18 protein-coding genes and 1 pseudogene are annotated in these 23506 nt (G+C 62.4%); 6 read left to right on the top strand and 13 right to left on the bottom strand.

Annotation, left to right across the window (positions count from 1 at the left end; translation table 11 throughout):
* Together ACJ8J4_RS02540 and ACJ8J4_RS02535 are read right to left on the bottom strand one after the other, a co-directional pair.
* On the bottom strand, window positions 1–4227 hold the full coding sequence (locus ACJ8J4_RS02540) for an RHS repeat-associated core domain-containing protein (RefSeq protein ID WP_442515980.1): 4227 nt from the start codon (window positions 4225–4227) through the stop codon (window positions 1–3).
* Between the two features lie 31 nt (window positions 4228–4258).
* On the bottom strand, window positions 4259–4690 hold the full coding sequence (locus ACJ8J4_RS02535) for a DcrB-related protein (protein WP_049206109.1): 432 nt from the start codon (window positions 4688–4690) through the stop codon (window positions 4259–4261).
* A 233-nt stretch (window positions 4691–4923) separates the two neighbouring features.
* Between ACJ8J4_RS02535 and ACJ8J4_RS02530 the strand changes: the two genes are divergently transcribed.
* Together ACJ8J4_RS02530 and ACJ8J4_RS02525 are read left to right on the top strand one after the other, a co-directional pair.
* Window positions 4924–5928 (top strand): alpha/beta fold hydrolase, encoded by a 1005-nt coding sequence (locus ACJ8J4_RS02530; protein WP_049206108.1) that lies wholly within the window; start codon window positions 4924–4926, stop codon window positions 5926–5928.
* A gap of 69 nt (window positions 5929–5997) precedes the next feature.
* On the top strand, window positions 5998–6648 hold the full coding sequence (locus tag ACJ8J4_RS02525) for a dihydrofolate reductase family protein (protein ID WP_049206107.1): 651 nt from the start codon (window positions 5998–6000) through the stop codon (window positions 6646–6648).
* A 41-nt stretch (window positions 6649–6689) separates the two neighbouring features.
* On the opposite strand, the gene ACJ8J4_RS02520 is transcribed toward ACJ8J4_RS02525, so the two are convergent.
* A complete protein-coding gene (locus ACJ8J4_RS02520) occupies window positions 6690–8306 on the bottom strand; it encodes a serralysin family metalloprotease (protein WP_060447201.1) in 1617 nt (538 codons plus the stop codon).
* A gap of 411 nt (window positions 8307–8717) precedes the next feature.
* Here ACJ8J4_RS02520 and ACJ8J4_RS02515 point away from each other — a divergent pair, with 411 nt between their 5' ends.
* Entirely contained in the window at window positions 8718–9071 is a 354-nt protein-coding gene (locus ACJ8J4_RS02515) for a protease inhibitor Inh/omp19 family protein (protein ID WP_016927814.1), read from the top strand.
* A 4-nt stretch (window positions 9072–9075) separates the two neighbouring features.
* Here ACJ8J4_RS02515 and ACJ8J4_RS02510 read toward each other — a convergent pair whose 3' ends face one another.
* Both ACJ8J4_RS02510 and ACJ8J4_RS02505 read right to left on the bottom strand, forming a co-directional pair.
* A complete protein-coding gene (locus tag ACJ8J4_RS02510; protein WP_028127817.1) occupies window positions 9076–9597 on the bottom strand; it encodes a chromate transporter in 522 nt (173 codons plus the stop codon).
* Window positions 9594–10160, bottom strand: coding sequence for a chromate transporter (locus ACJ8J4_RS02505; RefSeq protein ID WP_127145882.1), 567 nt, complete (start codon window positions 10158–10160; stop codon window positions 9594–9596). The genes ACJ8J4_RS02510 and ACJ8J4_RS02505 overlap by 4 nt, the downstream gene beginning before the upstream one ends.
* 103 nt (window positions 10161–10263) lie before the next feature.
* On the opposite strand from ACJ8J4_RS02505, the gene ACJ8J4_RS02500 reads away from it, so the two are divergent.
* The gene (locus ACJ8J4_RS02500) at window positions 10264–11178 is read left to right on the top strand and encodes a LysR family transcriptional regulator (protein WP_173888939.1); all 915 of its coding nucleotides are present in this window, start codon (window positions 10264–10266) and stop codon (window positions 11176–11178) included.
* On the opposite strand, the gene licT is transcribed toward ACJ8J4_RS02500, so the two are convergent.
* Genes licT through ACJ8J4_RS02485 form a run of 3 tightly spaced genes read right to left on the bottom strand, consistent with a single transcriptional unit; the run spans window position 11163 to window position 15291 of the window.
* Window positions 11163–12005 (bottom strand): BglG family transcription antiterminator LicT, encoded by an 843-nt coding sequence (gene licT / locus ACJ8J4_RS02495; protein WP_043143221.1) that lies wholly within the window; start codon window positions 12003–12005, stop codon window positions 11163–11165. The two genes, ACJ8J4_RS02500 and licT, sit on opposite strands and share 16 nt — an antisense overlap.
* Window positions 12006–12025: 20 nt before the next feature.
* Window positions 12026–13441, bottom strand: a complete 1416-nt coding sequence (locus tag ACJ8J4_RS02490) for a glycoside hydrolase family 1 protein (RefSeq protein ID WP_049295548.1) — start codon at window positions 13439–13441, stop codon at window positions 12026–12028.
* A complete protein-coding gene (locus ACJ8J4_RS02485) occupies window positions 13438–15291 on the bottom strand; it encodes a beta-glucoside-specific PTS transporter subunit IIABC (protein ID WP_264383935.1) in 1854 nt (617 codons plus the stop codon). The genes ACJ8J4_RS02490 and ACJ8J4_RS02485 overlap by 4 nt, the downstream gene beginning before the upstream one ends.
* A gap of 560 nt (window positions 15292–15851) precedes the next feature.
* Here ACJ8J4_RS02485 and ACJ8J4_RS02480 point away from each other — a divergent pair.
* Window positions 15852–17021: a cupin domain-containing protein gene (locus ACJ8J4_RS02480; RefSeq protein ID WP_142590408.1), complete on the top strand. Its 1170-nt coding sequence runs from the start codon at window positions 15852–15854 to the stop codon at window positions 17019–17021.
* 36 nt (window positions 17022–17057) lie between these two features.
* Here the strand turns inward: ACJ8J4_RS02480 and ACJ8J4_RS02475 are convergent, their stop codons facing one another.
* The 5 genes from ACJ8J4_RS02475 to ACJ8J4_RS02455 form a co-directional block, all read right to left on the bottom strand.
* The gene (locus ACJ8J4_RS02475) at window positions 17058–18362 is read right to left on the bottom strand and encodes a c-type cytochrome (RefSeq protein WP_025302753.1); all 1305 of its coding nucleotides are present in this window, start codon (window positions 18360–18362) and stop codon (window positions 17058–17060) included.
* An 11-nt stretch (window positions 18363–18373) separates the two neighbouring features.
* Complete coding sequence (locus ACJ8J4_RS02470; protein WP_025302752.1) at window positions 18374–18832, bottom strand: (2Fe-2S)-binding protein; 459 nt, start codon at window positions 18830–18832, stop codon at window positions 18374–18376.
* Window positions 18832–21054, bottom strand: a complete 2223-nt coding sequence (locus tag ACJ8J4_RS02465) for a xanthine dehydrogenase family protein molybdopterin-binding subunit (RefSeq protein WP_049207190.1) — start codon at window positions 21052–21054, stop codon at window positions 18832–18834. The genes ACJ8J4_RS02470 and ACJ8J4_RS02465 overlap by 1 nt, the downstream gene beginning before the upstream one ends.
* 200 nt (window positions 21055–21254) lie before the next feature.
* Entirely contained in the window at window positions 21255–22079 is an 825-nt protein-coding gene (locus ACJ8J4_RS02460; RefSeq protein ID WP_043143230.1) for a M55 family metallopeptidase, read from the bottom strand.
* A gap of 1 nt (window position 22080) precedes the next feature.
* Complete coding sequence (locus tag ACJ8J4_RS02455; RefSeq protein ID WP_264383934.1) at window positions 22081–23151, bottom strand: P1 family peptidase; 1071 nt, start codon at window positions 23149–23151, stop codon at window positions 22081–22083.
* Window positions 23152–23260: 109 nt separating this feature from the next.
* Here ACJ8J4_RS02455 and ACJ8J4_RS02450 point away from each other — a divergent pair.
* Window positions 23261–23460: pseudogene (locus ACJ8J4_RS02450) on the top strand (FAD-dependent urate hydroxylase HpxO); the annotation flags it as partial.
* Window positions 23461–23506: the final 46 nt, after the last annotated feature.

Genomic DNA, 23506 nt, shown 5'->3' with positions numbered 1-23506 from the left:
TTAAAAATTGTAATGGCCATGCGTTCCGGGAACACTGCCTGTATTTAAATTATCGATAGGTCTCACATTAAAATGTGGCTCTGCCCCATGTAATGCAGTTGCCTTTGTATGACCAAGACTATGCTCTTGGATTACAATAGGGACCCCTTCTCTATTTGTATAGTGATATTGCCTGACCTGTATAGGTGTTCCATTAACATCAAGTATCTTATTACCTTTACCATCCAATAGGTCAACCCGATCTATTTTTGGATGTTGGTTATTACTGATTTTTGCATCACGCTTAGCTTGTCTAAAGGCATCTCTTCTACTGGTGCCAATGTATGTGGTTTTTTTATTTTTTTCAGCACCACACGCACTCAACCCCAGCGGATCCACCCACATCAGCGGGTTCGGCGCATACTGATACAGGTTCAACCCGCCGCGCAGCCCTATCGGATCCTGCGTGGTGAAACGCCCCACCTCGGGTTCGTAGTAGCGGAACAGGTTGTAGTGCAGGCCGCTTTCGTCGTCCTGGTATTGCCCGGCGTAGCGCAGCGGCTGCTGGTATTGCGCGCCCTGCCGCTTCGCCGCGCCGGCCACCGTCTGGCCCTGCAGCTTGCCGAAGGTGTCGTATTGCCCGGACCAGCACAGGTTGCCCGCCGCGTCGGTCACCTCCAGCGGCGCGCTGTTCAGATCGGTGTGGTACCAGAAAATATCCGCCGAGCGGCTGTCGCCCGCCTGCTCCAGCGCCGCCAGCGGGCTCCACGGGCTGGCCGGATCGTAGCTCCAGCTGCGGCGGCTGCCGTCGTCGCGCTGCTCCTGCAGCAACCGGTAGCCCTGCCACAGGAAACGGGTCGTCTGTTCGGTTTTGCCCTTGTAGTGCACCGTTTTGCGGCTGCGGCGGCCCAGCGCGTCGTAATGATACTGTGCCTCGAATTCGCCCTGCGGGCCGCGGCCGTGCGCCTGCACCAGCCGGTTGTCGGCGTCGTAGCGGTAGTGCTGTTCGTACAGACCGTTGCGCCGGCTGATCAGGTTGCCCCAGGCGTCGTAACGGTAAAACAGTTTTTGCCAGTGCGTCAGGCGGTTGTCGGCAATCGGCGCCAGCGGCAGGTGCGCGTCGATGTCGCTCTGCGGGCTGCGCTCGCCCAGCAGGTTATCCGCCAGATCGTACACCAGCCGCGAGCCCGGTTTGCCCTGATTGGGCTCACGGTGTTGCAGCAGGCGGCCTTCGGCGTCGTAACCGTAGTGCACTTCGCCGCGCAGCGCGTCGCTCACCCCGGCCAGCTCGCCGCGGCCGGTGTAGCGATAAGCGCGCCACAGCACGCCGTCTTCCGGCCGGGTCAGTTTGTCGTGGCCGAAGGCGCTGCTCTGCCAGCTGCGGCGGCCCAGGGCGTCGTAACGCCGCTGCTGCTGCAGCGCGCCCTGGCTGCGGCCGGTTTCCCGGTGCAGGCGATCGCGAGTGAATTCGCTCACCACCTGCTGGTTGAATTTGATGGCGCTGGCGTGGCCGGAGCCGTAATACAGCCACTGCAGGCGATCGCCCTGCGGCAGCGTCAGCGCCTGCAGGTTGGCCAGCGCATCCCACTGGTATTGCAGCTCGCCGTTGACGCCTTGCTCGCCGAGCAGCCGCCCGGCGGCGTCATAGCGCATCTGCACGCTGTCCGGCTCGATCCCCAACGCCACGCCGCTCGCCGTCGGCAGGCGGTTCAGCTCACGCAGCCGCCCCATGGCGTCGAAACGGTAATGCCATTCCGCACTGGCGTTACTGCGCCAGACCAGCTGCCCGGCCTCGTCGAAGCGGAAGCGCTGTTCGCGCTGAGTCAGCTCGCCCGCGCCGCCCGGCAGGCCGACCTCACGGTGCTCTTCCAGCAGCCCGGCCGCGCCGTAACGATAATAGTGGCGGGTGTCGTCCGGGCGTTCTTCGGCCACCACACGGCCCACCGCATCGTAGCTGAAGCGGTAGTCGCCGCCGTTGCCGTTCTCCAGCCGCGTCAGCCAGCCCTGCGGGCTGTAGTGATAGCGCCGGGTGCGGTTGATGCGGTCGGTGATGCTGACCGGCAACCCCAGGGCGTTGTACTGCCAGCGGGTCAGGCTGCCCAGCGCGTCCTGATGTTCGGCCAGCTGGCCGTGCGCATTCCAGTTAAAACGCTCTTCGCCGCCGTCCGGGTGGATCAGGGTGTGCAGGCGCCCGCCGTTATCCCATAGGTAGCGCGTCTGGTGGCCTTCGGCATCGGTCTGCGCCGTCAGTTGCCCCAGCGCATCGTAGGTATAAGCCGTGACGCTGCCGGAACAGTCGGTGTAGCGCGTCAGCTGGCCGCGGGCGTCCCACTCCAGCTTCACTTCCCCGCCCAGCGCGTCGATCACACTGGCCGGCAGGCTCTCTTCGTCATCCGGATAGCGGTACAGCGTGGCATTGCCCAGGGCATCGACATAACGCGTCGGGCGCCCCAGCGTGTCCCAGTGCTGCGCCTCGCTGCTGCCATCCGGGTACGCGACGGCGAACAGCCGGCCGCTGTTGCGCGAATATTGATAGCGCGTCATGCGGCCGAGCGGATCGGTCTCCGACAGCAGGCGGCCATAAGGATCCCATTCGCTCTGGCGCTGCGCGCCGCCGGGCAGCAGCACGCTGCACAGCTCGCCGCGTTGGTAGATAAAACCGTAGCGGCGCTGGTCGAAATCGGTGTACTGCGCCACGTTGTCGTCGTCATCCAGCCGCCACTCCGCGCGCTTGCCGTCGCCGCGCACCGCGCTGCGGCGCCCGCCGGCGAAGTCGTAACCGAACTCAAGGGATTCTCCGGCGCTGTTGCGGTAGGCCGTCACGCGCGGCACGCCGTCGATCTCTTGCCATTGGTATTCGTTCAGCAGCCCGGCGGCGTCCTGGTGGCTGATCATCAGGCCGTCGCGCCAGCCAAAGCGGCGCGTCACCTCACCGGCGCGGTTGCTCACCGTCGTCAGTTGGCCCTGCTCATCGTAACCGTAGCGCGCCAGCGTCCGTTCGCCTTCGGCGGTTTGCAGCGCCACTTCGCGCAGGCGGCCCTGCGCATAGCGGCACATCAGGCGCTGCCCGGCGCTGTCCACCAGTTCGCTCAGCAGCCCCTCGTCGTCGTAAAACAGCGAGGTGGCGTTGCCGATGGCGTCGGTGATCATGCTGAGCCGGCTCGGCTGCTCGCCCGCCAGCGGCGGGTAGTGGAAAATCTGTTCGCCGACGTCAAACAGCTGCCAGCTGCCGTCATCGTTGTGCATCAGCCAGCATTTTTCGGCTTCGCAGTAAGTTTTGTGGCCGCGCGGCACCATAGGGAAAGCGACGAAGTCGCCGGAAGGCGCGCGCCACACCAGGCCGTCCTGATACGGCTGCAGGCTGCTCTCCCAGAACAGATTCCAGCCGCGGCCCAGTACGCTGTCGCCGGGGTTGCCGCTGCGCCAATAGCGCTGCCAGGCGACCGGCAGGCGCGATGGCAGCACGAAATCGAGATCGTCTTCGCCGTCGAGGAATTTCTGGCCGCTGACGATATCCACCGGCCGGGCGATAATGCCAACCGCGGCGGTCGCGGTCATCAGGGTGCCGGCACGGCAGGCGATGCGCGCCAGTTTGTTGATGCCGGGCAGCTTGCCCAGCAGTTTGCCGAGCGCCCCCAACTTGCCGGCGGCGCCGCCCACGCCGCCCACCAGGCCGGCGAACAGCAGCGTCAGGTCAGAGACCTTGTACAGCCAATCCGGCACTTCGGGCTTGATCGGCAAGGTGGTGACGGTGCCGCCGCCGATAAACACGTTGGGCGAACCTTCCATCACCTGCGCGTCGCAGTTGGTTTTGTCCCCCACGCGCGAAGCGGGCTGGCCGTTGATGCTGACCTTGTCGGAGCCCTGCGCCATCTGCATACTCGGGCCGTCGTCGCTGCAGGCCACCTGGCTGTTGGTGGCGAGCGCGGCGGGTTTGCCGTTGATGAAAACGTTGGGGGAGCCGGTGACGATATTGCCTTTGGGGGTCAGGCTACCGGCACCGGCGTCGGCAATGCCGTCGCGCGCCGCGGTGGCCGCCTCCCCGGTGAGATACCCCACCGCCAGGCTGGCGCCGATGAGCAGCACGCCGACGCCAATACAGGAAGCCGCCAGGCCGGCGACGAACAGCGCACCCGCCGCCACCGCGCCTGCGGCGGCGATCAGGCCGCCGACAAGGGTGCCGGCAATCATGCCGGCCAGGGCATGGGAATGCCCGATGGTATCGCCGACGCGGGCCGCTTCGGTCATCGTAAGGTCCTTTTACGCAAAGAGTTCATCGTTAGGCCGCCCGGTAGCTGCTCAGCACCTGCTGCAACAGCGCGTCATCTTGTGGCGTCAGCTTGCGCGCCATCGCCAGGGTGAACACCAGCACCCGGCCTTCCGCCAGGGCGAACACCGCCTGGTTCTGCCAGATGCGTTTGCCGTCGCGCAGGTAGCTGGCGCGCACCCATTCACCGGCGGCCAGCCCATCGCCCAGCGTCGCCGGCTCGCGGCTTTTGAACGCCCAACCTTTCAGCCCCTGTGCCAGCGCATCGAGCTGGCGGGTGACGTAGCCTTCCAGGTTCTCCTCCGGCTGCAGCGCATCGCGGGAAATATTGACTGAGGGGGAAACATCATCGCCGGCCAACAGGACGTTGACCGTGCGATCGGCATAGCCTTCCGGCAAAGCGACGCTGCCTTCGCTGAAAGCGCAGCGGGATAAAGCGGACATGCGAGGATCCTTTTGCATAAATAATGCTTAAGCATCGCATAACTTAGCCTTGAAATAAAACCATCAGGCGCCGCCAATGTTGCGCGGCGTGACCGCGTTCACTGTGAAAAAGAGCGTTGCCGGAATCTGGCCGGGAATCAAACCGTCATATTACAGAATTATCTGAAACCACTGGCGCGCCGACGCCTTGATTGTGGCTATACTCGGCTCTCGTCCGTTTTCAGGAGATCAGGATGCTGAGATTCACCCGTAGCGCGCTGCTGTGCGCCGCGCTGGCCGCGTTCAACGCCGGCGCCGCCGAAACGCCGACGTTCGGCCCGGAGCTGCAGGGCTTTCACTACCCCTACCCGTTGCAGCAGTTCAGCTTCACCTCGCAGGGGCAGCCGTTAAAAATGGGCTATATGGACGTGCCGCCGGAAGGCGCCGCCAACGGCCGCACCGCGCTGTTGCTGCACGGTAAAAACTTCTGCGCCGCCACCTGGCAGGACACCATCAAGGCGCTGAGCAAGGCCGGCTACCGCGTGATCGCGCCGGACCAAATCGGCTTTTGCTCCTCTACCAAGCCGGCGCATTACCAGTACAGCTTCCAGCAGCTGGCGCAAAATACCCACGGCCTGCTGCAGAACCTGAACATCAGCAAGGCCATCGTCATCGGCCACTCCACCGGCGGCATGCTGGCCACGCGCTACAGCCTGATGTATCCGCAGGCGGTGGAACAGCTGGTGATGGTCAACCCGATCGGCCTCGAGGACTGGAAGGCGAAAGGCGTGCCGTGGCGCAGCGTCGATCAATGGTTCGCGCGCGAGCTGAACACCACCGCCGAGGGCATCCGCAATTATGAGCAGCACACCTACTACGGCGGCCGCTGGAAGCCGGAGTACGATCGCTGGGTGGATATGCTGGCCGGGCTGAACAACGGGCCGGGCCACCGCCTGGTGGCGTGGAACTCGGCGCTGATCTACGACATGATCTTCACCCAGCCGGTGTACTACGAGTTCAAGGATCTGCAAACCCCCACCACGCTGATGATCGGCACCGCCGACACCACCGCCATCGGCAGCGATATCGCCCCGCCGGCAGTCAAGGCCAAAATAGGGCATTACGCGGTGCTGGGCAAACAGGCGGCGAAACTCATCCCGCACGCCACGCTGATCGAGTTCGCCGGGCTGGGCCATGCGCCGCAAATGGAGGAGCCGGCGCGCTTCCATCAGGCGTTGCTCAAGGCGCTGCAACCCTGAGCGGCCGGTTGGCGCGGCCGCCGCACGGCGGCTAAACTTTCAGCTGGCACTCAACTGCAGGAGACAGCCATGCGACAGATTATTGCCAGCGCGTTCGTCAGCCTCGACGGCGTGATGCAGGCGCCCGGCGGGCAAGACGAAGACCGCAGCGGCGGCTTTCGCTTCGGCGGCTGGACCGCGCCCTATTGGGATGACGCCGTCGCGGAAACGATGAGCGATCTTTTCTCTGCGCCTTTCGATCTGCTGCTCGGGCGGCGCACCTACGATATCTTCGCCGGCTACTGGCCGCATATCACCGACGAGGCCGACCCGTTTTCCGCCGACATCGCCCGCGTGTTCAATCAGGCGGCCAAGTACGTCGCCACCCACCACGGCGAGACGCTGACGTGGGAGAACAGCCAGTGGCTGGGGCAAGACATCCTCGCCCGGCTGCGCGAGCTGAAGCGCACCCAGGGGCCGGTGCTGCTGGTGCAGGGCAGCAGCACGCTGATGCAACAGCTGCTGGCCAACGATCTGGTGGATGAACTGCGCTTGCTCACCTACCCGGTGCTGCTCGGCGGCGGCAAGCGGCTGTTCGATGACAACGCGGCGCCGGCGGCCTTCACGCTGACCCACTCGGTGGTCTCGCCCGGCGGCGTGATCGTGGCCCACTACCGCCGCGCCGGCGAGGTGACGACCGGTTCTTTCGTAGCGGAAAGCGCGGCGGCGGCCCAGCCGTAAAAAAAGGGCCGTTCGGCCCTTTTCTCTTCCCCTTCATCACCTCAGGCAAACAAGATATCGCTCTGCTCGACCTGCCCGACCACGTGGATCTTGAAGTCGGCGGCGTAGCTGTTGCTCTGGGTGTTCATCAGCAGATCGGTGGTGCCGTTGAAGGCGTCGAAGTTGAGCTGGATCTCGCCTTTCTGGCCGCTGAAGACGCTGCCGCTGTCGATAAAGCGCAGCTCGCTCAGGCTGTTGTTGAAGCGCAGGCCGGAGAGATCGATCTTGTCGATGCCGTGCTCGAAGTCTTCAATCACGTCGAACGCCGCCACCGTGGACTCTCTGGCGTTGAGATAGACGAAATAGTCGGTGAAGTTATTGGCGTCTTTGCCGCCCCACAGATGATCCGCCCCCAGGCCGCCGTACAGGATATCGGAGCCGGCGTTGCCCGCCAGCAGGTTGTCCTGATCGTTGCCGATGATCACATCGCGCCCGCTGCCGCCGATGGCGTTCTCGATGATCGCCCCGCGCGCGATGGCGACGTTCTGCGTGCCGCCGCCGACGCTGGAGAACGCGCCGTCGTTCAGATTGATCATCTGCTGCTGGCTGTAGCCAGAGAAGTCCAGCGTGTCGTTGCCGCCGGCGTCCCACACCGCGAAGTTGACCGGTTTGCCGTTGTCCGCCGTGGCGGTCAGGAAATCGCGCCCGGTGTTGGAGTTGAAGCCGTACACCGTGTCGCCGGTGCGGGTGCTCATGTTGGCGCCGTACAATTTTTGGATCGCGGCGATGTCATCCACCATCGGGCCATAGCCATAGACCCCTTTGGTGTCGGCGCCGGTGTAACCGGCGTTGAAATAGCTCATGATCGAGTATTGCAACGAATCCTGATAATAGGCGGCATCGTTCTGGTAGCTCGGGTTGCCCAGCGACGCGTCATAAGATCCCGGGTGTGCCAGCCCCAGGGCATGCCCCAGCTCGTGGGTGAAGGTCTGGCTGCTGAAGTCACCGCTAACCGGCGCCTGATGGGTGGCAAAGTTCTTGTTGAACCACACCGTGCCCGCAAAGGCGTTATCGCTGCCCGGTTTGGCGCTCGGCGGGTAATAGGCGTACGCGTTGATGGCATTCGGGCCGCTGCCGGCGGCGGTGCTGCCGTCGGCGCGCTGGGTGAAGTAAGCGAAGGTGATGTCCGCGCGGTGGTTGATATCGGTGGACGCCGCCTCGGTAAAGGTCACGTTCGCCACGTCGGCCCACGCCTGCATCGATTTCAGCGCCTGAGCCTGCGCCGCCTGGGTCAATGGCTGCAGCCCCTTGTCGCCGTCACCGGTCTGGCCGATGCGGTTCAGCGCGCTCTGCGTCAGGAAGGAATAGGTCAGCGCGACCGGCTGGTGATACACCTGGTCGCCGTTGTGCGTCAGGCCCGGCCGCGTCAACTGATCGGCGGCGCGATCGAAGCTGAAGTTATCGCGGATTTTACCCAAATTATTAATCGCCGCCCCGCCGCGCTGGTTGCTGTACAGGTTAGCGTTGTCCAGCGTGAACAGCGCGCCGTAGCCCAATCCGTCATAGGGGCTGCCGGGCTGGTGATAGTAAAACTGATAGTTATGATCGTTGGGGGATGTGGCGGCCAGGCTGGTGAACTCATCGTCATCTTGCAAAATGTCGTTGTGGCGACTGCGCATTGTATTCTCCTTTTACACAATAGGAACCCACTCGCTTTGTAAGACTATTCATCAGTCGTTCTAATCTAAGCCAAGGCTTAGGAATGACCAGTATAGTGACTCACCCCGCTGGCGCGAGCCCACCCGGCCTGGCTTCACCGCGCCGGGCATAGAGATGGAGATACGCGTAACAATTTGTATTCTCACTATATTAATGAGAAAAATGAGCGCATTAACGGGTTAATTATTCGTCTTTTTGCGTATTTTATCACCGATCAGATCAGAATAATCGAGGATTAAAAAACCTAATCCTTCCCTCATCATCAAGATAGGTACGTGCTAAAGTGTGAACGGACAGCCGAAAGGAGTGACCCGATGCCAACCCATTTCCTTATGCGCGCCTTGCGCCGCGCCAGCCTGACAGGAGTCGTTATGAGCATATTGTGCAGCAGTGCCCTGGGCAGTTCACTGCCGTTGCTGGAACCCGCCGCGCTGAAGGGCGACTGGCAGCTCGCCGCCATCGGCGACGGTAAAACCGTCTGCGAGGTGCAGCTGAGCGACGAAGCGGTCGCCAACACCAACGCTTTCCGTTTCAGCGCCTCCGCCCAATGCCTGCAGCCGCTGGCGCTGCACGCGCTGCCGGTCGCCTGGCGGCCGACGCCGGACGGCATGACGCTGACCGACGCCGAAGGGAGCATGGTGGCGTTTCTGGCCCTGACCGCGCCGAAGCGCTATGAGCTGATCGACCGCAATGGCCCTTCGCGCTTTGTACTGATCCCGCGCTAACCCTTCAGGCGAACAGTAACCCGAGTAGCGCGCCGCCCGCCAGCACCCACAGCGGATGGAGGCGCTTGCTCATGCTCAACCCCGTCGCCAGCGCCACGATTGCCGCCAGCCGCCAGCTGGGCGCGGAAGCCTCGGCGATCAAGATACCGCTGGCCGCCACCAACCCCACGGTCAGCGGCACCAGTCCGGCCTGCACGATGCGGCGCCACGGGCGATCCTTAAAGCGCCGCCAGGCGCCCATCACCAATAGCGTAACGATGGAAGACGGCCCGAACTTGGCGATCGAAGACACTAACAGCCCCGCCCAGCCGGCGACGTGCCAGCCGACCAGCGGCACGATCATCATGTTCGGCCCCGGCGCGGCCTGCGCCATGGCGAACAGCGCGCTGAACTCCTGGGCGCTCATCCACTGATGCACCTCCACCACCTGCCGCTGCATTTCCGGCAGAATGGTCATGCCGCCGCCGAACGCCAATAAAGAAAGCTCGGTGAAAATCAGCGCCAACGCCATCAACACCCCGCTCATGACGGCCACCGCCACATCAGCAGAATGCTCAGCGGCGCCAGCACCAGCATGGTCGGCAACAGCGGCAGGCGCAGCCAGGCGATGGCGATCAGCGCCAGCGCGACGATCGCCAGCGCCGGCCATTTACCGCGCAGCGGCAGCAGCATCTTGAGCCCGGTCGACAGCAGCAGCCCGGCGGCGGCGGCGGCCAGCCCGGCGAACACATGCTGCACATGCGGATCGTTTTGGAAGCGGGCGTACACCACGCCCAGCCCCACCACGATCGCCGTCGGCGCGCTGATGAGGCCCAGCAAGGCGCACAGCGCGCCGCGCAGCCCGCGAAACTCCATGCCCACCGCCACCGACAGGTTGATCACATTGCCGCCGGGCAGGAACTGGCACAGACCGAGCAGCTCGGTAAACTGTTCGCCGCTCAGCCAGCGCCGGCGCTCCACCAGCATACTGCGCGCCATCGGCAGCACGCCGCCGAAGCCGATAAGCCCCAGCCAGAGAAAGCCCAAAAACAGCTCCGCATTACCCGGCGCTGCCGCCGGGTGCGGTTTTAACGTATTGATATCTGACATGACATTGCCGTTCCACATCGCTTGTTTTGATGTCTGGTATCATGCGCGCCGCCGTGCCATGATGTCTAATGCATTCCGGAGAAACTAACAATACCTTTGAGGTATGGCTATGATCGAACTGCGTCGCCTGCGGGCATTCGTCACCGTGGTGGAAGAAGGCAACATCACCCGCGCCGCCGAGCGGCTGTTTATCCAACAGCCGCCGCTGACCCGCCTGCTGCAGGGGTTGGAAGACGAATTGGGCGTGAAGTTGTTACAGCGATTGCCGCGCGGCGTGCGCGTCACCGAAGCGGGGGGCGTGCTGTTCGAAGAAGCCCGCGCCCTGCTGGCGCGCGCCGAACGCCTGCGCGAAGCGGTACAGCGCGCCGCCCGCGGCGAGCAGGGCCACATCGCCATCGGTTTCACCAGTTCCGCCGCGCTGCATCCGTTCGTGCCCAACCTGCTGCGCCGCTACCGCGACATCCTGCCGGGTATCACCACCCAGTTGGAAGAAGCCGGCAGCGGCGAACTGATGGAGGCGTTGCTGGAACAGCGCCTCGACGCCGCCTTCGTGCGTTCGCCGGCCAACGGCATTCCCGGCCTGAGCGTCGAGCCGGTGCTCAGCGAGCCGATGATCGTCGCCCTGCCGCTGGGCCACCGGCTGGCGCAAGAAACGCAGCAGCCGCTGCCGCTGGCCGAACTGGCCCACGAGGCGTTTATTCTCTATCGCCGCCCGGCCGGCCAGGGGCTGTACGACGCCATCCTGGCCGCCTGCCACCGCGCCGGCTTCAGCCCGCGCATCGTGCAGGAAGCGCCACGCCTGCCGGCCACCCTCAGCCTGGTCGGCGCCGGGCTGGGGTTGTCAATCGTGCCCGGCTCGATGCGGCGGCTGGGCGGCGACGGCATTGTCTACCGCACCCTCGCCGAAGAAGCGCAGCTCAGCGCCCCGCTTTACCTGGCGCTGCGCCATAGCCCGGCCTCACCGATCGTCGAGCGCTTTCGCGAACTGGTCGCCGAGGCGGTTCAGGCCTCGGGCTGATCGGTGATGCGCGTCAGGTGGATCATCAAATACAGCAGCTCATCGTTCGACATCTCCATTTGCAGCAGATTCTTCACGTAATCGCGGATCAATAGCGCACCACGATAGGCATGCGGGTACTCGGCCATCATCTGGGCAAACAGAAAGTCGGCCTTCGAGGTCATCTGTTTGCCGTCGAGCATGCGCTGGATAAAGAACTGCATATGCACTAAAAAGCGCGCGTAGTTCAGCGAATCGGTGTCGATATTGAGGCGAAAGTGATACTTGATGATATTGAAAATATCTTTCAGCATCTTCACCGCCAGCAACGTGTGCTCCATGTTTTGCACTTCGGTCTGGCCGTTGACCAGGTGAAAGGCGATATTGCCCGCTTCCTCTTCAGGCAGTTGGATACTCAGCCGCTGGTTAATGTAGGCCAAGGCTTGCAGCCCCACCGCAAACTCTCGCGGGTAGAAACGCTTCACCTCGAACAGCAGGCGGTTTTGGATGGCGATACCCTTGTGATGACGTTCGATAGCAAAACTGACGTGATCCGCCAGCGTAAAGAAAATCTGTTCATTAATGTTGCCGTTCAGTTGGCGGTTGGCCTCACTGAGGATCATCTGCACAATTTCGATGTGTTCCGTCGGGGCAGTTTCAATCAGCCGCAGGTAATCGCGCCCCTTTTGCCCCTCCTGCACCACATACACTTTCTCAATGGCGGCCGGGTTGATCTCGTCTCCGGTTTTGCTGTTAAAACCAATTCCCTTGCCCATGACGATAACCTCACGGTTATCGTCGTCCGCGGTTAACACCAGACTGTTGTTGAGCACCTTAATGACTTTCATCGTCTCGGCCGTCACCTTGCTTATTTGCCTAACCGGCCATTGGCGGCGATAAGCTGCCGATACCAGTCAAAACTGCGTTTTTTGATGCGCCGCAGATCCTTAAGATCCCGTTCTCCGCGGTTCACGTAGATAAATCCATAGCGCTTGGCGTAGCCCTGATGCGTGCTGACGACGTCAATCGCCGCCCACGGGCAATAACCGAGCAGCTCGACGCCATCGTTGATCGCCAGCCGCATCTGTTCGACATGCTGCCGCATGAATTCAATGCGATAGTCGTCGTCGATGGTCTCATCCGCCCGCAATTCATCCGGCGCGCCAATTCCGTTCTCCGTGATGAGTATCGGCAGGTGATAGCGTTCGAAGGTCTTGCGCAGCGTTAAGCGCAGGCCAACCGGATCGATCACCCATCCGTAGCGCGTCTTGCCGACAAACGGGTTTTCCGCCGCACGATACACACCCGGTTCGCCGAGCATAATTTGCTGATCGCCGGCGCGTGCGCTCACGTCTGAACCGTCGCCGCGGCTAGCGGCGATCGTGGCGGTGGAATAGTAATTGATCGCCACATAATCCGGTCGTGCCGCCAACAGCAGCGCCGCGTCCTCCGGCTCCCTGTCCGGCGCCCACCCCCGATCCTCGAGATAACGCCAGGCCAGGGCGTTGTAGCGGCCATGCACCGCCACATCGAGAAAACTCCAACAGCGCAACGTCTCCCAGTTATGAGCGGCAATGGCATCCAGCGGATTGCAGGTCTCCTGATACATCGAGGTGGTATTGATCGCCGGGCCAATTTTCCCGCCGGGACAGCGCTGATGGCATAATGCCATGACTTTGGCCTGAGCGACCAACATATGATGACTCTGCTGATACAGCGTCCGTTTGTCAGGCAACGCACCGCCTTTGGGCGTGCCGATAGCGCCGGGGTGCAGGATCATGGTGTTCTGTTCATTGATGGTGAGCCAATACTTCACCCGATCGCCGAAGGCGTCGAACAGCACGCCGGCGTAAGTGACAAAAGCCTCGATGGTGGCGCGATTGGACCAGCCGCCCTGCTGCTCCAGCACATAAGGCAGATCGAAATGATACAGCGTCACCACCGGCTCGATGCCGTGCGCCAGCAATTCGTCGATCAACTGCCGGTAAAACGCCAGCCCCGGCGCATTGACTTCGCCGACGCCATCGGGCAACACGCGCGTCCACGCAACCGAAAACCGGTAGGCCTTTAACCCCAGTTCTGCGAACAGCTTCACATCCTCGCGAAAGCGATGATAGTGATCGCTGGCCACCGTAAAATCCGCCGTGCCTGCGGGATGTTCAAGCATATCGACGATCGACGGGCTTTTTCCGTCTTCATTCCATGCGCCCTCCACCTGATAGGCGGAAGTCGACGCGCCCCAGAGAAACTCGGCGGGAAAATCGTGCAAGCGTTGATAAATCATGCCGGCTCCTTATTGGCCTTCAGCGCCATAATCGTCTCACCGGCATGAACGCCATGCGGCTTAGGTAACACCTGAACCTGAAACGCTTCGCTGTTGACGATCAATACCGGCGTCGTCAGATCGAAGCCCAATGCGGCGATCGCGCCGATGTCAAAACGCACCAGCTCGTCGCCGACCTTCACGCGATCGCCAATCTGCAGTCCGGAGTCAAAGTGTTGGCCACCCAGGTTTACCGTGTCGATGCCGATATGCAGCAACAGCTCCGCACCGTTGTCCCCCTTGATGCCGACCGCATGTTTTGACGGCAGGAAAGTCACGATCTCGCCGTCCAGCGGCGCACGCAGCACCCCTTCCGACGGTATGATCGCCATGCCCTGGCCCAACAAGCCCTGTGAGAAGACGTCATCGTTGACCTGATCCAACGTCACGGCTTTGCCAGTCAGCGGGCTGAAAACCGGCGATACCTCGTCGGCCGCCACCTGAGTCACTTCGGTCGCCTCCTCGACCGGATCGTCGAAGCCAAGGATCCAGGTCAGGGCAAAGGTCACGACGATGGCAATGGCGCAAGTGATCAGCGCATGCACGATATTCATCGGGTTCTCACCGATAAACGCCGGCAAAGCAGCCAGGCCAGGAGAAACGAAGGCATAGCGCACCAACCCGCTCAACCCGGCGTAAATGCCGGCGCAGCCACCGCCGATCATCGCTGCGATCAACGGCTTGCGCAGTTTCAGCGTCACCCCGTACAGCGAGGGTTCAGTGATCCCCAACAACGCGGTAAAACCGGCGGAGGACGCCAACTGGCGCAAATTCGTGTTCTTGGTGCGGAATGCCACACATAGCGTCGCCGCACCTTGCGCAATATTGGACGCCAACATGCCCGGCCCGTTAATCATCTCAAAACCATTCTTGGTCAATTGGCCGGTGGCTATCGGTGTCATCGCCCAGGCGGTGCCGGTGATCACCAAAAATGGCTGCAGCCCGCCCATCAACATAGGAATCAGCCAGCTAGCCCTACCATCGACGATCGCCGCACCGGCGGCCACCATGTCATTGAGGAAAATGCCGAACGGCCCGACCACCACCAATGCCAGCGGCGCGGTGACCAGCAGCACAATCATCGGTTTGGTGAAGAACTTGATCATCGTCGGCGAAACTTTCTCGGCAAACCGCTCGATATAGGACATCAGCCACACGGTAAAAATGATCGGCAACACCGAGCCGGCATAATCCGCCAGCCGCACCGGCATGCCGAGAAAATCAATCGCGGTGCCTGCCGCCAGCATCTGAGCCAGATTAGGGTGCAGCAACGCGCCGGCGAGGGTCATCGCCAGGATGGGATTGCACTCGAATTTTATCGCGGCACCGTAAGCCAACAGCACCGGCAGGAAGAAAAACGCCGCATCGGCGACGGTATCCAGCAATCGATAGGTCGTGCCGGCGGGATCTATCGCCCCGGCCAGCTTGAGGATCGCCAGCAGTGCCTTGATCATCCCCGCGCCGGTAATGGCCGGGATCACCGGGGTAAAGGTCGTGGAAATCACGCTGATAATCCGTGACACCACGTCACCTTTCGGCTGCTGCTTTTGAGCGCCGGTTTGCGGCTGGCCAATCTCCTTTTGCAGCACGCGGAACGTTTGCTGCACGTTATTGCCGACCACGATCTGAAACTGGCCGCCGCGCACCACCACGCTGATAACGCCCGGCAGGGCTTCGATCGCCTTCGAATCCACTTTAGCGTCGTCGTTGAATTCCATACGCAAACGGGTCGCGCAGTGCGTCAGCTTGCTGACGTTGCCTTTACCGCCGACCCGCGCCAATATTTCTAAGCCAATTTTCTGATAGTCCATCGTTTTCCCCAGTAAAATGCAAAAAAAAAGACCAAAATGGAAATGCGCCTCGTCACAAGGAGAAGTGCATTCCTATTTTGGTCTTGCCTGCTTTAGCAGTAACACGCCGCAATAAAAATGGTGTGCGGTCTTCTCGACCGCGCTAAAAGTATCACCATACTCGCGAATACTCGGCAATAGCCATACGTCAGCGTTGTGAAAGGCGTCACGATTTAGCGTAAATGCACTGCAATGTCGCCGCTGCACGCTTTTTGCGCACACCCATAGCGCAATCGGAAGGAAATAACCCAAAATAATGCGCTTTATTGTCACTTTGTTTATTTAATTACGGGGGAAGATTAATTCAGATCCATGACTATTCAACTTCCGGACAATTAATTAAACCTGCACTCACTTAGTAACAAACGCAAACAAATAAGCGCCTACGCAATACATTCCAGCCGCTAGGATTTAAGGGTCACAGCCTATTCCCGCCGATGACAAAAAATCATTTCAATGGCGATCGCGCCTTCCCCGTCGCCTGCTGCTGCAGGCGCACGGTTTATATTGGAGAAAATGCTATGCTATCGCGTCGTGATATATTGAAAGTCTCCGCCGTCAGCGCGGCCGCCGCCGGCATGATCGGCGGCATCGCCAAAAATGCCGCTGCCGACGACCATCGTAATATCGTGCCTCCCAGCAGCTATCAGCCGCCTGCCGATGCGCAGCATCTCTATAAATACAAATTCACCGACAGCAAAAAACGCAGCCTGCCCAACGGCTGGGCACGCGAAGCCACCGTCGAGCAATTCCCGATCTCCGAAGGCGTGGCGGGCGTCGACATGACGCTGGAGCCGGGCGGCGTGCGCGAACTGCATTGGCACGCCATCGCCGCCGAATGGGCATTCATGCTGGAAGGCCATGCGCGCATCACCATCCTCGATCCCGAGGGAAAATGTGAGGTGGCGGATTTCGGCCCCGGCGACGTCTGGTATTTCCCGAAAGGCTATGGCCATTCCATTCAGGCGCTGGCGGACGGCGCGCATTTTATTCTGGCATTCGATAACGGGCATTTCTCCGAATTCGGTACCTTCAGCATCACCGACTGGGTGGCGCATATGCCGAAAGAGGTATTGGAAAAAAGCGTCGACATGCCGGCGGCGGTATTTTCCAAGGCCAAACAGGGCGAAGCGTATATTGTCGGCGGCGCCGTTCCGCCCGCCTTGCCATTGCCGAAAAGCGACGGCGGATTAAATAATGCCCCGCTGACCCACCGCTATGAATTAATGAAGCAAAAGCCGTTCTTTGAAAATGACGCCGGCAGCGTCCATTTGGTGTCGTCGAAAGAATTTCCTATTTCCACCACCATGACCGGCATCATCGAGATCGTGAAACCCGGCGCGATCCGGGAATTGCACTGGCACCCCAACGCCAACGAATGGCAATACTATATTGCCGGCAAAGGCCGGATGACGGTGTTCAGCTCGCACAGCCACGCGCAGACGGAAGAGTACGCCCCTTCGGACGTCGGTTACGTGCCGCAGGGCTTCGGCCATTACATCGAGAACATCGGCGATGAGGATTTGAAGGTACTGATCGTGATGGACAACGGCATTTATCAGGATATTTCGTTGTCCGACTGGCTGGCGAAAACCCCGGCTTACCTGCTGGCGGACAACTTCAATAATCAGGTTGAGGACTGGCAGGATAGACCGAAAGACAAACGGGTGATGTCGCGGCGCAGCCGCTGACGCCGCGGCGAGGGAGAATCTCCCTCGCCGCTTTCTTTACTGCTTGCGCTGCTCCGCCACCTGTTTGGCGGTGACCTTGCCCTGTTTGTCGCCGAAATGGCCGACCACGAAGTTGGCGACCGCCGCCACTTCCTCGTCGGAATAGGCGCTGCCGAACGACGGCATCATCTCATGCCGCTCACCGACGCTGATGCTCGTCCCCTTCAGGATAGCCTGCACCACGCTGCGCCCCTGCGGATCGTTCACCGCCGTGCTGCCCACCAGCGACGCGTACTCGCTCTGGCGGCCCGGCCCGTTCCACTGGTGGCAGCCGCTGCAGTCGTTGGCGAACATCCGCCGCCCGAGCGAGCTGTCTTGCCCGCCCGGCAGGATCGGGGTGGAAGCCCCCGCGCCCTTCGGCTGCAGATTCACCGCAGCGGCGCCATCGCCGGCAATCGGTTCGATGTCGCGCAGGTATTTCACCAGCGCCAGATTATCTTCCGGCGTCAGGAACTGCAGGCTGTTTTCCACCGCTTCCGCCATCGGGCCGGCGGCGCTGCTGCGCCCCGGCGCATGGCCGGTGGCCAGATATTGCGACAGCTGCTGGTCGCTCCAGCCGCCGATGCCGGTCTGTTTGTCCGGCGTGATGTTGGCGGCGAACCAGCCCTGCACCACTTCACCGCTCAGGTGCTTGCTCTGGTTAAGACCAAACCCCAGATTGCGCGGCGTATGGCACTCGCCGCAGTGGCCGAGCGCCGTCGCCAGATAGGCACCGCGATTCCACTGTTCATCCTTGTTGAGATCCGGCGCGAAACGCTGCTCCTGGAAGAACGCCAGGTTCCAGAATTTCATGCCCCAACGCTGGTTGAACGGGAACGACAGCTCGTTTTGCGGGTTGGCCTGTTTCACCGGCGGCAGACTGAACAGATAATCCTTGATCGCCAGCACGTCATCGCGGCTCAGTTCGGTGTACGAGGTATAAGGCATCGCCGGATACAGGTTGCCCTGTGGGCCGATGCCCTCACGCACCGCGCGCACGAACTGATCGTCGCTCCAGTTGCCGATGCCGGTTTCCTTGTCGGCGGTGATGTTGGTGCCGTAAATGGTGCCGAACGGCAACTTGAAGGCGAAGCCGCCTGCATAAGGCGCGCCGCCCGGCGCGGTGTGGCACGCCACGCAGTCGGCGGCACGCGCCAGGTACTCGCCGCGCGCCAGTTTGTCGGTGATGCCGGCCGGCGCCCCGGCGATCGGCGCCGCAGGCTCAGCGCCGGTGGGCCGCAGCAGCGTATACAGCGCGTATCCTCCCGCCAACACCACCACGGCGATAATCAGCCATAACAGCCCTTTCAAGGCATTGCTCATCGCATCTCTCCCTAACCCAACGCCTTGGCGGCCTGGTGGATGGCGGCGCGAATGCGCACATAGGTGGCGCAACGGCAAACGTTGCCGCCCATCGCCGCGTCGATGTCCGCATCGCTCGGGTTCTTGCTTTGCGCCAGCAGCGCGCTGGCGCTCATGATCTGGCCGGACTGGCAGTAACCGCACTGCACCACGTCCAGATCAAGCCAGGCTTCCTGCACCGCCTTGCCTTCCGGCGTGGCGCCCACGGCTTCGATGGTGGTGATTTTTTTGCCGACGGCGGCGGAGACCGGCGTCATGCATGAACGCACCGGCACGCCGTCCAGATGCACGGTACAGGCGCCGCACATGGCGATGCCGCAGCCGAATTTGGTGCCGGTCAGGCCGGCTTCGTCACGCAAGAACCACAGCAGCGGCATGTGCGGATCGCCCTCGAAGGTCAGCGGCTGCTCGTTTACGGTTAATTGAATCATCAGGTTCTCTCCTTGTCAGACGCCGGATTCGCAGTGGGATTATGCAGCGGCAGGCTCAGCGAGGTGCGCGGCCGCCCGAGCAGCGCCAGCGCGTTGCCGACTGCCGGGGCAATGGTCGGCACCCCCAGCTCGCCCACGCCGGTCGGTTTCTCGGTCGAGGGCACAATGATCACCTCGATCTCCGGCATCTCATCGATGCGCAACGGGCGGAAGTTATTGAAGTTGGACTGTTCGACCACGCCGTCTTTCAGCGTGATATTGCCGTACAGCGCCAGGCTCAGGCCGTAACCGATGCCGCCCTCGATCTGCGCGCGGATCACATCGGGGTTCACCGCCACGCCGCAATCCACCGCGCACCACACTTTATGCACTTTCGGGATGCCGCCTTCGCCGATCGACACCTCGGCCACCTGCGCCACATAGGTGTCGAACGCCTTGGCGACGCCCACGCCGCGCGCGCGTCCGTCTACCACTTTAGCGCCCTGCCAGTCAGCGGCTTTCGCTACCGCCCGCAGCACGCCCGCCGCGCGCGGCGCATCGCCCATCAGCGCCAGCCGCCCTTCGACCGGATCCTGGCCGGTTTCCTGCAACAGCTGATCGATAAAGCTCTCCACCGCATGGCCGGTGTGGGTGCTGGCGACCGACCGCAGCGAGGTGGTCGGCACCTTGCCGGGCACGATATGCGCATCGCAGCGGAAGGCTTCGAAAGTGTATGAGACCTCGCTGGCGCCTTCGACCATCATCTGATCGAGGCCGTTGACCACCAGCGCATCCATCGCGCTGTGGCGCGTCCAGGAGTGGCCGACCACGGTATCGGTCCAGCCCACCACCTTGCCGCCCCGAATGGCGCCGCGCAGGCGGTGCAGGATCATCGGGCGATACCAGCCGTTGCGGATGTCGTCCTCGCGCGTCCACACCACCTTCACGCCGTGGCCGGGGCCGATGCCTTTGGCCGCCGCCGCCATGTCGGCCGCCAGATCCGGCCCCAGCGTCGGGTTGCCTAAATCGATGCGCCGGCCGAAGCTGCCGCCCGCCAGAATGGTTTCAATCTGTACCTTGTCCGGCGGCAACTCGAACAGATCGCACAGCTGCTTGTGGTCGAGCGTTTGGATTTGGCAGCCGTAGCGCGCCTTGACGCTCTCGCCGTCCCAGAACAGATAGCCGTCCAGCGGCTCCATCGGCGCGTGCGCGACGTACGGGAAGGTGTATTCGGCCTCGATCACCTTGTCGGCCTTGTCGAACACCTCGTCCGGCTTGCCAAGACTCTTCGCCACCACGCCGGTTTTCTGCGCCACCTGACGGAATTCGGCGTAGATTTCCTCGGTGTTGCGTCGCTCCGCCTGCGCGTCGTCCCAGGTGACCCGCAGCCGGTCCCGCCCCTGGATCGCCGCCCAGGTATTGTTGGCGTAAACCGCCACGCCGGTGGCAACCTGTTTCACCGCCACCACGCCCGGTACCGCCAGCGCGCGTTCGGCGTCAAACGTCGCCACCTTGCCGCCGAAACGCGGCGGTTTTTTGATGGTGACGGTCAACATGCCCGGCTCGTGGATATCCTGCGAGAACTGCGCGCTGCCGTTGGTTTTCGCCAGCGAATCGACGCGGTGCAAACCGCGCGTTTTGCCGATCAGGGTGAAATTGGCCGGATCCTTCAGCGTCAGGCTGGCGGGATCGGGCGGCGGCAGCGTGGCGGCCAGCGCGGCGAATTCGCCGAAGCCCGCTTCGCGCCCGCTGGCGGCATGGCGGATCTTGCCCGCCTGCACGGTGATTTCCTGCGCCGAGGTTTTCCAGCTCTGCGCGGCGGCCTGCACCAACAGCGCGCGCGCCATGGCGCCCATGCGCCGCATTTGCTCATAGGCATTGGCCACCGAGCTGGAACCGCCGGTGCCCTGGAATCCGAAGGCCAGGTTTTTGTAGACATTGGTGTCCACCGGCGCGGCCACGACCCGCACCTGTGCCCAGTCGGCATCGAGCTCTTCGGCGACCAGCGTCGCCATGCCGGTATAGACCCCCTGGCCCACTTCGGTGTGTTTACTGATGACGGTGACGACGCCGTCGGCGCCGATCTGAACGAAGGCGTTGGCGTCTAACGCCGCCGCGCCGGAGGCGATCGGGGCAGCCGAACGCGCCAGCGCGCCGGTGGACGGCAGATAGGCGCCGATCACCAACGCCCCGGCGCCGACGATAAACCGCCGCCGCGAAAGCGGAACTTGGGATATGCTCATTGCTCATGACTCCAAAAAAACCGAAGGCGTCACTGCCTTCGGCGAAACAAATCTTGTTATGGGAATGGCTTGTTGCGCCCGTCAGGTGATATAGCGCAACAGAGCAATAATTAGCGTAGCCTATTATCCAGTAGACTTAATGTTGAAGAGGGTTTTTCTATTGGAGAATCGTGCGGTGCGGGCAGGCACCCGCACCGGGGTCAACTCTGCGTCGTCGCCAGATAGGAGAAAACGCTGAGCAGGTTGATTTGCGCCGCCATGTTGTCGCTGTCGAAGGCCACGGTCAGCGCGTCCTGGCGCTCCACGCCAGGCACCAGGCTGAACAGATCCGCCAGCACCGGTTTGGCCGCCATCAGCGTCAGCCGGTAAGGTGGCATAAAACGGCGCTCCACCGGCAGTCTGGCGCCCTGGCGCACCTGTTGCATCGCCCGCTCGCGGATCTCCGCCCGCGCCCGCTGTGGGCTGAGCGATTCGGCGGCGGTTTGCGAGAGGGCGCGTTTTACGCAAACATAGCCAGATTGCGGATAACGTTCAGCGATCCAACGTTGCAGCTCGTCGTCACCGCTCACCAACCACAGCGGCACGTTCAACTCCGCCGCCATCGCCGCATACAGATCGCTTTCGCCTACCACCTCGCCGTTCAGGCTGACGCGATAAAAGGCCCGGCCGTTGATGGTATGCGCCAGCACGCCGCGTTCGCCGGCGGCGCTGTGATAACCGATAAACATCAGGCCGTCGTAACGTTGATGCTGCAGCCCTTCCACCATCGACAGCCCGCGCGGCTTGCCCTGCACCAGGCGCGCCCGCGCATCGATGCGATCGGCGCGCAGATTCTGCATCATGGCGTGGCTGTCGGCCACCGTCACCTCGGTGGCGCCGCCGGCAAAAGCGCCGTCGATGGCGGCGTTGACCTCCTGCTCCATCAGCTCGCGCGCCACCGCATAGTCAGCATGGGCCGGGTTGCACTGCTCCGGCCGCATCACGCCGGCAATACCCTCGATATCCGCAGAGATAAAGACCTTCACATCAGGCTCCCGTTATTTGATTTGCCGCCAGCCGATCGAGCAGCGGGCCCAGCGCTGCGCGCGCATGCTGCTGAAAACCGCTAACGCCTTCGGCGCTCAGCAACGCATCCAACACCGCGTATTCGGTGGCGTCCGCCGCCGCCGCAAACAGCGGCTCCAGCCGTTCGTCCGGCAGCGTGGCTCCCAGCAACCGGGTGGAGAACGCCAGCGCGATGTCGCCGGAGCCGTGCCCCCAATGGCTGCCCACCCGCCCCAGACCCGCGCCCGCTCGGCGGGCGATGCGGTTCAGCTGCCGGCTGTCCAGCGCCCGATCGCAGGCGATGATGATGATGACCGAACCGGCGTCCACCTGCGGCGGTGGATCCGCCAACAGCTTGCCCAGCGCCGGGCCAACGCGCACGCCGCTCAGCGTCAACGAGTCGAGGGTGCCGAAGTTGGCCAGCACCAGTACGCCGAGCGTGGTGCCAAGCCCCGGGCAATAACGCGAGGCGGTGCCGATGCCGCCCTTCAGGCCAAAGCTGCTCATGCCGCGCCCGGCGCCGACGCTGCCGCGCGCAAAGCGGGTGGAATGGTTATCCAGCGCGCTGAAGACGTGCTCCTCACGCACCGCCATCGCCTGAATATCGTTGAGGTAGCCGTCGTTGCACTCCAGCACCAGCGGGTTGATGGTGGCGCTGCCGCGGCCGATCTGCGGGTAGCGCAGACAGCTGCGCCGCACCATGGCGTTGAACAGCGTGCCGACGGCGAAGGTGTTGCTCAGCAGGATCGGCGTTTGCAACTCCCCCAGCTCATTCAATTGCACCAATCCCAGCGGCTTGGCGAAGCCGTTGAGCACCGCGCTGCCGCACGGCAACGGTTGGTTGAACAGATCGCCCGGCGGCACGATGGCGGTGACGCCGGTCTGGCATTCGCCGTCGGCCAAGGTGTGATGCCCGACGCTGACGCCCGGCACGTCACACAGGCTGTCTGTCGGCCCGGCCGGATAGCGCGCGCCCGGCAGGCGGCGATGGCGCCGCCAATAGCTCAGCAGATTGTCGAGGCTTTGTTGTTCAAACACCTGGCTGTCAATCATGGTTCCCTCATCCGCCGTTAGCCCATCAGAAAACCAGAATATCGCGCAATGCGCCGCGCCGTAAATTGAAAGCGGAAGCGGGCAGCAAAAATCGCCTTGCCCCATCGCCGTTCAGACCCACTCGCAGGGCATCGAAGACACCCTGCTGCGTTATCAAGATCTGGTGCTGAAGGCACGCAAACGCTGCGACGTGGCGCACGGCAAAGACATGGCTATCACCCACGGCGGGTATGAAGACTGAAGAGCGAAATCGGCAAACGCATTCTCGCCGGCATGTGGGAGACCATTTTGGGCGGCCCGCAGGCCTGAGCCTTATTGGGTTTTTAGCGGGCAATCGGATAGTATAAAAAATGAA

The organism is Serratia sp. CY47280 (assembly GCF_052168655.1).
Classification (GTDB): Bacteria; Pseudomonadota; Gammaproteobacteria; order Enterobacterales; family Enterobacteriaceae; genus Serratia; species Serratia bockelmannii.
The sequence above is the reverse complement of the archived record's forward strand: the minus strand, read 5'-3'. Positions and strand labels throughout refer to the sequence as shown.